The following is a 12,076-nucleotide window of genomic DNA, read 5'->3' on the forward strand; positions in this document are numbered from 1 at the left end:
CCTAATGCTGACCTTCCAGTGCGCGTGCGCGCCCGACTGTCGGACGCCGCTCGGCCGACGCCGGTTGTCGGGACGCCGCTTGTACGGACGCCGCCCGGCGACGTCGGCCGGCTCCATTTTGCCCTGCCCGGCCCGTACCGCGGCTCGCCGCCCGCTTCGTCGGCTGCCCGGCTGCGCGTTGCCGCCCGGCCGACCGGGACGGTGCCCGCCCGGTGCCGCGCTGCCCGCCGGCGGATTGCGGCCGAGACCGCAGCCGGTCACGCAGTGCCTCGATCCGGGTCGGTGCATACGGCTCCGGCAGCGGCAACCGCAGCATCCGGTTCATCCGGTCGTCGGCGCCGGCGCGCAGCGCAGCCACCGCCTCCGGTTCGTGCCGGGCCGCATTGGCCATGATGCCGATCATGAACAACGTTGTCGCCGTGGAGGTTCCACCGGCCGATATCAGCGGTAGCTGAATCCCGGTGACAGGCAGCAGCCCGATCACGTAGCCGACGTTGATGAAGGACTGGCCGATCACCCACATCGTGGTGGTGGCCGTCAGCAGTCGCAGGAACGGGTCGGCGGAGCGCTTCGCGATGCGCATGCCGGTGTAGGCGAACAGGCCGAACAGCGCCAGCAACCCGAACCCGCCGATGAAGCCGAGTTCCTCGCCGATGATGGCGAAGATGAAGTCGTTGTGCGCGTTGGGCAGGTAGTTCCACTTGGCGGTCCCCTGGCCCAGGCCGTCGCCGAAGATGCCGCCGTTGGCCAGTGCGAACTTCGCCTGCCGCGCCTGGTACCCGGCGTTCATCGGGTCGGCATCTGGGTCCAGCCAGGACCGCACCCGGTCGGAACGGTAACCCTCCGAGACGGCCAGGATGCCGGCCGCCACGATCACCGCCGCCAGCGAGCTGGTGAACACCCGCAGCGGCAGGCCGGCGTACCACAGCAGCGCCAGCAGGATGATGCCCAGCGAGACCGTCTGCCCCAGGTCCGGTTGGGCGACGATCAGCGCCAAAGCGACCACCGCGGCCGGCACCAGCGGAATCAGCATCTCGCGCAGCGTCGCGCGTTCCATCCGCCGGGCCGCCAGCAGGTGGGCGCCCCAGATGGCGAACGCGATCTTGGCCAGTTCGGAGGGCTGCATGGAGAATCCGGCGACGACGAACCAGCCCCGGGAGCCGTTGGACAGCGTGCCGATACCGGGGATAAGCACGAGCACCAGCAACACGACGGTGAACGCGAATCCCAGAAAAGCCATGCGGCGCATGAACCGCACCGGCATCCGCAACGCCACATAGCAACCGATGAGCCCGATCACCGTCCAGAGCACCTGCTTGCCGAAGATCCGCCAGGCCGAGCCGTCGACACCGTAGGACTCCACCCCCGACGCGGACAGCACCATGATCAGACCGAGCGTGGTCAGCAACGCGGCAATGGCGATGATGAGGTGAAACGACGTCATGGGCCGGCCCAGCCAGGCCCCGAACCGGGTGCGCGGCTCGGTGTTGGCGGGCTTCGGCGGCGTCGTCTCGTCCTCGGCGGCCGCGGCCCCGGCGTCTCGCCGCAGCCGGGCCAGAATCCCGATCACACCGCCCCTGCCGCGGCGCGCGCGGCGGCCGCGAAGGCTTCGCCCCGGGCGCCGTAGCCGGCGAACTGGTCGAAGGACGCCCCCGCCGGGGCCAGCAGCACCGTGTCGCCGGGCCTTGCCAGGTCACGGGCGGCGGCGACCACCGCGGTCATCACTCGCGAGCCCAGCGACTCGTCGGACCCATCAGCTACTCGTGTCACACGAGTAACTGGAGACACAGCAGTCTCACCCATAACTTGCATATCAGCATCCTGACCCGTCTCAACGAAGACGACGGGGACATCCGGTGCGTGTCGTGATAACGCCTTGGCAACCTCGCCGCGATCGCGGCCGATCAGCACCGCCCCGGCCAGGTGATCGGCGATGCGGGCGACGGTCGCCTCGACCGAGGCGCCCTTGAGCAGACCACCGGCCACCCAGACCACCCGCGGGTAGGCCAGCACCGAGGCTTCGGCGGCGTGCGGGTTGGTGGCCTTGGAGTCGTCGACGTAGCTGATGCCGTCGGCGACGACCACCAGTTCGGCGCGGTGCCGACCGACCTGAAACGATGCCAACGCGGCCGCGATCGCCTCCGGCGGCACCGCCACGCTGCGGGCCAGCGCCGCCGCGGCCAGCGCATCCAGCACGCCGACCGGCCCGGGCACCGAAATCGAGGCCACCGGCGCCAGCGCCACGGCTTCCGCGCCGGCGAACGCGCGGTCGACCAGCATGCCGTCGATGACGCCGAGCTCGCCGGCCGCCGGCTCCCCGAGCCGGAAACCGGCCTTCACCGCCGCGGGCGACCCGCCCAGCAGCGCCGCCGCGCGGGCGTCGTCGAGGCCGACCACCGCCACCCGGCCGGCCAGTGCCCGCGCCTTGTCGGCGGTGTAGGCGGCCATGCTGCCGTGCCAGTCCAGGTGGTCTTCGGCGATGTTGAGCACCGCCCCGGCCTCCGGACGCAGCGACGGCGCCCAGTGCAGCTGGAAACTGGACAGCTCGACGGCCAGCAGTTCGGATTCATGCGGCGGTCCCAGCTTCCGCTCTCCTCCGTCGAGCCTCGCTGAACCGCCGGCGGGCTCGCCGAGCACATCGAGCACCGGGCTGCCGATGTTGCCGCACAATGCGGCGCGCCGGCCCGCGGCGGTCAGCATGGCGTGCAGCATCGACGTCGTGGTGGTCTTGCCGTTGGTGCCGGTCACCACCAGCCAGCGCCGTGGCGGACCGTAACGACCAGCCGCATCGAGCTGCCAGGCCAGTTCCACGTCACCCCAGATCGGCACCCCGGCTTCGGCCGCCGCGGCCAGCACGGGTGTGGTGGGCGCAAACCCGGGGCTGGTGACCACCAGGGTGTAGTCGGCGATCTGGGACCCGGCCTGGGCCGGGCTGCACCTGGTGACCCCGGTGTGGGCACGCAGCGCGGCCGGGTCGTCGTCGCAGAGTGTCAAGTCCAGGCCCAGCGGCGCCAACGCACTCAGCACCGCCCGGCCGGTCACCCCGGCGCCGGCAACCAGCACCCGGGCGCCGGAGGACAGCACGCCGGTCATGTCAGCCGCCGACGGCGGTGAACCACTCGCCGTAGAACATGGAGACGCCCAGCCCGCAGGCGATGGCCGTCAGCAGCCAGAACCGGATGATCACGGTGGTCTCCGCCCAGCCGGCCAACTCGAAGTGATGATGGAACGGCGCCATCCGGAACACCCGGCGGCCGGTGCTGCGGAACGCCAGGATCTGCACGACGACCGAGGTGATCTCGGCGACGAAGAGCCCGCCGAGCACCACCGCGAGGATCTCGGTGCGGGTGGTGATCGACATCCCGGCGATCACCCCGCCCAGCGCCAGTGATCCGGTGTCGCCCATGAAGATCTTCGCCGGCGCGGCGTTCCACCACAGAAACCCGATGCAGGCGCCCGCCGTTGCGGCGGCGATCAGCGCCAAATCCAGCGGGTCGCGCACGTTGTAGCAACCCAGTCCGGGCGCGATGGCACAGGCGTTGCGGTGCTGCATCACGGTGATCAGCACGTAGGCGGCACTGACCATCGCCATCGATCCGGCGGCCAGGCCGTCCAGGCCGTCGGTGAAGTTCACCGCGTTCGACCAGGCGCTGACGATCAGGATGACGAACAACACGAAAATCGCCGGTGGCAGTGTGACGGTGGCGATCTCGCGCACGTAGGACAGCTGCTGGGAGCCCGGGGTCAGCCCGGAGCTGTTGCGGAAGTTGAGCACCAGCAGGCCGAACAGGGTCGCCGCGGTGACCTGCCCGACGGTCTTGGCGGTCTTGTTCAGGCCGAGATTGCGTGACCGGCGGATCTTGATCAGGTCGTCGATGAATCCGACGCCGCCCAGCGCGGTCGCCAGCCCCAATACCAATAGCCCGGAGGCCGTCGGTCCGGTGCCGTAGAAGACCAGGCCGGCCAGTTGAGCCGTCAGGTAGCCCGCCCAGATCCCGGCCACGATCGCTACGCCACCCATCGACGGTGTGCCCCGTTTGCTCTGATGGCTGGCCGGGCCGTCCTCGCGGATCTCCTGACCGAAGCCCTGCTTGGTGAACACCCGGATCAGCACCGGGGTCAGCAGGATCGCGACCAACAGCGCGACACCGGCCGCGACGAGGATCATGATCATCGGCGGTCTCCCGGGTGGTCGCTGACCAGCGCGTCGGCCAGGACCGTCAGCCCGGCGGAGTTGGACGCCTTGACCAGCACCACGTCACCCGGCCGCAATTCGGCGCGCAGCAGGGCCAGGGCGGCATCGACGTCTTGTACCGCAGTGGCCTCGGCGCCCCAGGATCCCTCCATGACCGCGCCGTGGTGCATCGCCCCCATTGCTCTCCCTACGCCGACGACAATGAGACGAGACACATCTAAGCGCACCGCGAGCCGGCCGATGCGGTCATGCTCAGATATCGCGTCCTCGCCCAGCTCAGCCATCTCGCCGAGCACGGCCCAGCTGTGGCGCTTCGCCCCCGGATTCTCACCGCGGGCGATCCAGGCCAGCGCCTGCAGCGCCGCCCGCATGGAGTCGGGGTTGGCGTTGTAGGAGTCGTCGATCACGGTTACGCCGTCGGCGCGGGTACTGACCTGCATCCGGTGCCCCGAGGCCGGCCCGGCGCCCGCCAGGGCGTCGGCCACCTGCTGCGGCGTAGCACCGCATTCCAAGGCCACGGCAGCGGCGCACAGCGCGTTGCCGACTTGGTGGTCTCCGGACACCCCGAGTGACACCGTGACGTCGGCTTCGCAACCGGCGTGCAGGGCGAACCGCGGGCGGGCCAACTCGTCGAGGACCACGGCATCGGCCCACACGTCGGCCGGCGCGGAGCGGCTGACCCGCACCACCCGTGCGACGGTCTTGTCCGCCATCGTGGCCACCGCGGAATCGTCGACGTTGAGGATCACCACGCCCGACTCCGGAACGGCTTGCACCAGTTCGGCTTTGGTCTCCGCGATCGCCTCGCGGGAGCCGAACTCGCCCAGATGCGCGCTGCCGACGTTGAGCACCACCGCCAGTTGCGGCGGGGCGATGGCGGCCAGTTCCGCGATGTTGCCGCGATGCCGCGCGGACAGCTCCAGCACCAGAAAGTCCGTGTGCTCATCGGCCCGCAGCACCGTCCACGGGTGGCCCAGTTCGTTGTTGAACGATCCGGGCGGCGCCACCACCTGACCCAGCGGCGCCAGCACCGTGGCGATCAGGTCTTTGGTGGAGGTTTTGCCCGACGAGCCGGTAACGCCGATGATCCTCAGGCCCTCGGCGACCAGTCGGGCGGCCACCGCGGCGGCGAGTTTGGCCAGCGCGGCCAGCACCGTCGCCCCGGATCCGGACGCGTCGTCGTGCTCGAGCGCACCGGATCTGCTGGCGGCCTTCGGGCCGGGGTCTACCACGATCGCCGGCACCCCGACCGGACGGGCCGCCAGCACCGCCACCGCGCCGGCGGCCACCGCCGACGCCGCGTGGTCGTGGCCGTCGGCACGCGCACCGGGCAGAGCCAGGAACAACGAGCCCGCGGTGATGCGACGGGAGTCGAACTCCACGGTCCCGCTGACCACGGTGCGCGCGGCCTGCTCCGGTGAGATGTCGGCGAGCCGGCCACCCACGATCGCGGCGATCTCCGCGACGGTCAGCGCGATCATCGGTGCTGCTCGCGCGCTTCGAGCGCCTGGGCCAGCTCGATTCGGTCGTCGAAGGGCTGCGTTCGTCCCCCGGCGGTCTGCCCGGTTTCGTGGCCCTTGCCGGCGACGAGCACCACATCGCCGGGCCGCGCCCAGCGCACCGCGTGCTCGATCGCCGCCCGGCGATCACCGATCTCGACCACCGCCGCGCTGCCGTCGGCCGCACCGGCCAGAATCGCGCGCCGGATGTCGGCGGGGTCCTCGCCCCGCGGGTTGTCGTCGGTGATGACCACCAGGTCCGCGGTCTCGGCGGCGATCCGCCCCATCGGCGCGCGCTTGCCGTGGTCGCGGTCGCCGCCGGCGCCGAAAACCACAGCCAGCCGCCCGGCCGTTTCGCGCAGGTCCTGGCGCAGTGTCTGCAAGACCGCGGCCAGCGCACCCGGCTTGTGCGCGTAGTCGACCAGCGCCAGGAAGCCCTGGCCGCGATCGATCGGCTCCATCCGGCCGGGCACCCGGGCGTCGCGCAGGCCCGGCGCCGCCTGCTCCGGCGACACCCCGACCACGTCGAGAATCGCCAGCGCCACCAGACAATTGGCGACGTTGTAGTCCCCGGGCAGCCCGATTCCGACCGGATGGTGCACACCGGCGGGGTCCACCGCCACGAACTCCCGGCCACCTGGGCCCGCAGCCGCGCTGACGCCTTCCACACCCCAGCCCGCGGGCCGGCCGGTAACGCTGACGGTGACCGGTGCGCTCGCGCGCGCCGCCATCGCCTCGCCGGCCTCGTCGTCGATACAGACCACCGTCCGGGCGGCGTGCAGCGGTGAGGCCGGATCGAACAGCCGCGCCTTGGCCTCGAAGTAGTCGGCCATGCTCGGGTGGAAGTCCAGGTGGTCACGCGACAGGTTGGTGAACGCGCCCACCGCAAAGCGGGTGCCGTCGGCCCGGCCCAACGTCAGGGCGTGGCTGGACACCTCCATCACCACGGTGTCGACCCCGCGCTGCGCCATCACTGCCAGCAGCGCCTGCAGCGCCGGCGCCTCGGGGGTGGTCAGCGCGCTGGGCAGATCGACCCCGTCGATTCGGACCCCGACGGTGCCGATCAGCCCCGCGGTCCGGCCGGCGGCCCGCAACCCGGCCTCCACCAGGTAGGCGGTGGTGGTTTTGCCCGACGTCCCGGTGACACCGATGACCGTGAGCCGCTCGCAGGGATGCCGGTAGACGGTGGCCGCCAATTCGCCGAGCACCGCGCGAGGAGCCGGATGCACCAGCACCGGTATCCCGGGCGCCGCTGCGCCGCTGGTGATCTCGGCGGCCCCGTCGCCATCGGAGAGCACCGCGACCGCGCCGCGTGCCACCGCGTCGGCGACGAACCGCGCCCCGCGGGTGGTCGCGCCGGGCAGCGCCGCGAACAGGTCCCCTGGCTGCGCATCCTGGGCGCGCAGCGTCAGCCCGGTGATCGGCAGCTCCGGCACCACACCGCCGGTCGCGGAGACCGCCCCGACGTGGTCGGCCAGGACGCGCAGCGGCGTACCCGTCCCGACCTCAGGGCGCATTGCGGCAGACACCGCGATCACCTCCATCCGCTGCGGCCAGGTCACCAGAACCGGACCTGAGACTACCCAGGCCGGCACCCACAGCGGGGTGGCCGATCGGCATTTCGCAGTCGGCGCGGGGACGACCGCTACATCGCCTGCAGCACGAGTGGCGGTCCCGGGTCCGGCGACAGCGGAACATTGTGCCGCTGCAACAGCCAGCCGGCGATGTTGTGGAACAGCGGCGCGGCCGACGTGCCCGGCGATCCGTCGGCGGCACGATGGGGGTTGTCCATCATCATTCCGATGACGTAGCGCGGATTGTCCACCGGCGCGATCCCGGCGAAGGTGATCCAGTAGACGTCGTCGTAATAGCAGCCGCAGCCGGGATTGATCTGCTGGGCGGTGCCGGTCTTCCCGGCGATCTGGTAGCCGTCGACGGCGGCCTGCCATCCGGTGCCCTGCTGAACACCGGTCGGGTCGCGCTGGGTCACCGAGCGCAGCATGTTGCGGACGGTCTGCGCGGTCTGCTCCGAGACGACCCGCACCCCGTCCGGGCGGGGTTCCTCGGTGCGGGCGCCGTCGGGGGCGATGGTGGCCTTGATGATTCGCGGCGGAATGCGCAGCCCGTCGTTGGCGATGGCCTGATACATCCCGGCCATCTGCAGCAGCGTCATCGAAAGGCCTTGGCCGATCGGAAGGTTGGCGAACGAGCTGCCCGACCACTGGTCAACCGGCGGAACCAGCCCGGCGCTCTCGCCGGGAAGGGCGACGCCGGTGCGCTGCCCCAGACCGAATTTCTCCAGCATCTCGAACCAACGCTCGGGGCCTACCCGCTGCGCCAGCATCAGGGTGCCGACGTTGGAGGACTTCCCAAAGATCCCGGTCGTGGTGTAGGGCGCCACCCCGTGCTCCCAGGCATCGCTGACGGTGACATCTGCGATGTTGATCGAGCCCGGAACCTGTAGCACCTCATCGGGGTTGCTCAGGCCGTACTCGATGACCGAGGCGGCGGTGATGATCTTGTTCACCGAGCCGGGCTCGAACGGCGACGACACCGCCGGGTTTCCCAGCTGCCGGTCCTCTTGTCGCCCGATGTCCTGAGACGGGTCGAAGGTGTTGTCGCCGGCCATCGCCAGCACCTCGCCGGTCTTGGCGTCGAGCACCACCGCGGTGACGTTGCGGGCGCCGGAGACGTTCTTGGCCTGCTGAACCTGCTGCTGGACGTAGAACTGGATGTCGTCGTCGAGGGTGAGCTGGATCGTCGAGCCGTTGACGGCCCGGTGCCGGTTGCGGTAGCTGCCCGGGATCACCACGCCGTCGGAGCCGCGGTCGTAGGTGATCGAGCCGTCGGTGCCGGCCAGCACGGCGTCCATCGAGTCTTCCAGCCCCAGCAGGCCGTGGCCGTCCCAGTCGATGCCGCCGATGATGTTGGCGGCCAACGATCCGCCCGGATACTGCCGCAGATCCTGGCGCTCGCTGCCGACCTCCGGGTATTTGTCGGTGATCGCCTCGGCCAGCGCCGGATCGACGGCACGGGCCAGATAGACAAAGGTCTCGTTGCTGCGCAATTTCTTCAACAGCGTCGCCGCATCCGGCTTGTTCCCGAGTCGGCCGGCGATGTCCTTGGCGATCTCCTGAAAGCGCCGCTGGGGATCGGGGGCGGCCGGATCCTTCTTCCGGGCCTCCGCGAGTTGCTTGCCGACCTTGATCGGCTGGAAGGTCAATGCCCGGGCTTCGATGGTGAACGCCAACTTGTCGCCGGTGCGGTCGATGATGTCGCCGCGCATGGCCTGCTGGACGTCGGTGACCTTGAGTTGTCCAGCGGCCTCGGCCCGCAATCCCGACGCCCGCGGCACCTGCAGATAAAACAACTGGGCCGCGGACAGCGCCAGCACCAGGAAGATCACGGCGTTGCCGGTGCGGTGCCGGAAGACGAACGATGCGCTGCGCAGCCCCAGGTCGGTGGCCGGCCGGGTACGACGATCGCGCGCCGAATGTCCCGTCTGCTGGGCAACTTTGGCCGTTTTGGCCGACTTGGGCTGCTTGGTGGGCTTGGCGGATCGGCCGGCCCTGCGCGTGCTCGCCTTGACCGAGCCGTCGGCGCGCCGCGTCGGTCCTGTGCTCCGAGCCGACCGTCTCATCGCGGGGCTCCCGGAAGCAGCGGTGGCAGGACGGGCTGCTGCGGCAGCTCCGGTTGCGGCGGCAAGGCGGCCTGCGGCGGAAGCACGGCCGCGGGGGGCAGCGCGGCCTCCGGCGGCAGCGCGACGGGCGGGATCTCAAGCGCGGGACCCGGCGGCGGCCCGGACAGCGGCGCACCGGGCAGGCCGGGCATTCCCGGCAGCCCCGGGATGATCAGCGGCGCACCGGGTACCGCGGGCGCCGGCGCGGCCGGGGTGGGCAGATGCCGGCTGTCCAGCTTCGGCCCGGCGGGCGGCACCCGCACCGGAACCTCGGCCGGCGGTGTCGCCGGTTGCTCGTCGGGCAGCTTGGTGTTCAGTGGCGGCGGCGGCACACCCTCGGCCGGTTTCGGTTGGCCGACGACCACCCAGTTGCCGGCCGGGTCCTGGACCAGGTGGGCGGTGTCGCGGGTCGGGATCATGCCCAGTTCGCGGGCCGCCTCGGCCAGCGCCGGCGCCGACTCGGCGGTGAGCACGTCACGCTCCAGCGCCTCCTTCTGCTGCAGCAGCACCCGATTGCGCTCCCGGATGTTGCCCAGCTGATAGGAGCGCTCGGCGGCATCGGTCGACAGCCACAGCGTGATGCCCAGCCCGATACCGAGCGAACCGATGATCAACACCACGAACGGGACCTTGGCCGCCAAGGAGCGCGGTCGCAGGTCGATCGACGCCAGCCGGGTGATCAGGCGTTCCCGCAGCGGTACGCGCACCACCTTGGGTGCCTTGGCCTTTCGCGCCTTGGCACGCGCCTTGGCCTGCTTGGTGTTCTTCGGCGGCACCGGCCGGGCATCGGTGCGTGCGAGCACCGCGTTCTGCGGCCCCGACCGCGGCCGCGATTCACGCCCCGGGGCGGGCGCAGTCCCGTGCTGCCGCCGAGAGCGCCGTGCCTGCGGCGCCTCACTCGAACGGCGCGGCCCGGTGCGGGTGGCGCCCTCGGGGCCGCGGCGGCGATCGCCTTGCCTGGCCGCAGGTTTGCGGTTGGTCGCCATCAATCCCCCCTCGCTGTCGAAGCCGGCCCGGCCGCAACGCGCTGCACGGCCCGCAACCGGACCGATCCCGCTCTCGGGTTGTGCTCGACCTCATCCGGTTGGGCACGCTCGGCGCCCCGCGTCAACGTCGTGAACCTCGGTCTGTCACCGGGCAATTCGACCGGCAGATCGACCGGCGTGCGCGACGTGGTCACCGCGGCGAACAACTGCTTGACGATGCGATCCTCCAGTGACTGATAGGACATCACCGCGACGCGCCCGCCCACCGCCAGCGCGTCCAGGGCGGCCGGGAGGGCGCTGCGCAGCGACTCGAGCTCGCCGTTGACCGCGATGCGCAGTGCCTGGAACGTCCGCTTGGCCGGATGCCCCCCGGTGCGTCGGGCGGGCGCCGGAATCGCCTCGTAGAGCAGCGCTGTCAGCTCCCCCGTCGAGGTGAACGGTGTCTGCGACCGCCGGCGGACGATATGGGCGGCGATGCGTGACGCGAAGCGCTCCTCGCCGAAACGGCGCAGGATGTCGGTCAGCGCGGCCGCGTCGTAGGTGTTGACGATCTCCGCGGCCGTCAGCTCGGCCTCGGGATCCATCCGCATGTCCAGTGGGGCGTCCTGGGCGTAGGAGAAGCCCCGCTCCGCCCGGTCGAGCTGCATCGACGAGACGCCGAGATCGAACAGCACCCCGTCGACCGAACCTGTTGGCGCCAACCCCACTTCCGTCAGCGCTGCGCCGATCGCGTCGTAGCGGGTCCGGACGGTGCGCAGCCGATCGGCGAACCGGTCCAACCGGGTGCCGGCGATCTCAAGCGCGGTGGTGTCCCGGTCGAGGCCGATGACCCGCAGGCCGGGGAACTGGCTCAGGAACCGTTCGGTATGGCCGCCGGCCCCGAGGGTGGCGTCGACGAGAGTGGCGCCACGGCCGTCTGGTGATTCCCGGGTCAGCGCCGGGGCCAGCAGTTCCACGCAACGCTCCAGCAGTACCGGTACGTGCCCGAATTCGCCCTGCTCGGCCACCGCAACACCTCCCCTCCGATGTGGGCCCCGCCATGCCGGCGATCGTCCGGGGATCGCCCCTGCCTCGAGGTCCCTGCCCGACGGCGCGAACCTGACGTTGGGGAAGTACGTCAGGGTCGGTTCGGACAGAGGCCACGAGGCACGGGCGCGCGCCTCAGATGATGTCGCTGAGGGCTTCATCGCTGGCCGCGGAGAAGTTCTCTTCATGGGTCTGCTGGTAGTCGCTCCACGCCTGCGCATCCCAGATCTCGAGGTAGTCGACCGATCCGATGACCACGCAGTCCTTGGAGAGGTTGGCGTAGCGGCGATGGTCGGGCGACAAGGTGATCCGGCCCTGTCCGTCGGGATGCTGTTCGTCGGTGGCGGCGGCCAGGTTGCGCAGGAATGCCCGCGCTTCGGGATTGCTGCGCGACGCCTTGGCCGCGCGGCGGGCGAGTTGCTCGAACTCGGCCCGCGGGTACACGGCCAGGCTGTAGTCCTGGCTCTTGGTGACCATCAAACCTCCTGCCAGCGCGTCGCGAAACTTCGCGGGCAGTGTCAGCCGCCCCTTGTCGTCGAGCTTGGGCGTATAGGTGCCGAGGAACATCGGCCACCTCCCGCCACCACGTCGACAACGTCAGCCCACAATACCCCACAATCCCCCACTCTGCACCATTTAATGAGCTGCTGTCGCCCCCTTTCCCCACTGAACCGGGGGTTGGTCGGCTCTA

The 12,076-nt window shown here is 70.8% G+C and carries 9 protein-coding genes; all 9 read right to left on the minus strand.

Annotation, left to right across the window (positions count from 1 at the left end; translation table 11 throughout):
- Window position 1: 1 nt before the first annotated feature.
- Window positions 2–1,570, minus strand: coding sequence for a putative lipid II flippase FtsW (gene ftsW, locus BST10_RS13060; protein ID WP_083038186.1), 1,569 nt, complete (start codon window positions 1,568–1,570; stop codon window positions 2–4).
- Window positions 1,567–3,093, minus strand: a complete 1,527-nt coding sequence (gene murD / locus BST10_RS13065; protein WP_083038188.1) for a UDP-N-acetylmuramoyl-L-alanine--D-glutamate ligase — start codon at window positions 3,091–3,093, stop codon at window positions 1,567–1,569. The genes ftsW and murD overlap by 4 nt, the downstream gene beginning before the upstream one ends.
- 1 nt (window position 3,094) lies before the next feature.
- Window positions 3,095–4,174: a phospho-N-acetylmuramoyl-pentapeptide-transferase gene (gene mraY, locus BST10_RS13070; protein ID WP_013828676.1), complete on the minus strand. Its 1,080-nt coding sequence runs from the start codon at window positions 4,172–4,174 to the stop codon at window positions 3,095–3,097.
- A complete protein-coding gene (locus BST10_RS13075) occupies window positions 4,171–5,676 on the minus strand; it encodes a UDP-N-acetylmuramoyl-tripeptide--D-alanyl-D-alanine ligase (protein WP_083038191.1) in 1,506 nt (501 codons plus the stop codon). Before BST10_RS13075 ends, mraY begins: the two co-directional genes overlap by 4 nt.
- The gene (locus BST10_RS13080) at window positions 5,673–7,238 is read right to left on the minus strand and encodes a UDP-N-acetylmuramoyl-L-alanyl-D-glutamate--2,6-diaminopimelate ligase (protein ID WP_083038193.1); all 1,566 of its coding nucleotides are present in this window, start codon (window positions 7,236–7,238) and stop codon (window positions 5,673–5,675) included. Before BST10_RS13080 ends, BST10_RS13075 begins: the two co-directional genes overlap by 4 nt.
- Before the next feature lie 101 nt (window positions 7,239–7,339).
- A complete protein-coding gene (locus BST10_RS13085; RefSeq protein ID WP_083038195.1) occupies window positions 7,340–9,334 on the minus strand; it encodes a peptidoglycan D,D-transpeptidase FtsI family protein in 1,995 nt (664 codons plus the stop codon).
- Window positions 9,331–10,362, minus strand: a complete 1,032-nt coding sequence (gene ftsL / locus BST10_RS13090) for a cell division protein FtsL (protein WP_371869098.1) — start codon at window positions 10,360–10,362, stop codon at window positions 9,331–9,333. Before ftsL ends, BST10_RS13085 begins: the two co-directional genes overlap by 4 nt.
- Window positions 10,359–11,546, minus strand: coding sequence for a 16S rRNA (cytosine(1402)-N(4))-methyltransferase RsmH (gene rsmH / locus BST10_RS13095; RefSeq protein ID WP_083038199.1), 1,188 nt, complete (start codon window positions 11,544–11,546; stop codon window positions 10,359–10,361). Before rsmH ends, ftsL begins: the two co-directional genes overlap by 4 nt.
- Window positions 11,521–11,952, minus strand: coding sequence for a division/cell wall cluster transcriptional repressor MraZ (gene mraZ / locus BST10_RS13100; protein WP_013828670.1), 432 nt, complete (start codon window positions 11,950–11,952; stop codon window positions 11,521–11,523). The genes rsmH and mraZ overlap by 26 nt, the downstream gene beginning before the upstream one ends.
- Window positions 11,953–12,076 lie beyond the last annotated feature (124 nt).

Origin of the sequence: Mycolicibacter algericus DSM 45454 (assembly GCF_002086455.1) — a bacterium.
Taxonomy (GTDB): domain Bacteria; phylum Actinomycetota; class Actinomycetes; order Mycobacteriales; family Mycobacteriaceae; genus Mycobacterium; species Mycobacterium algericum.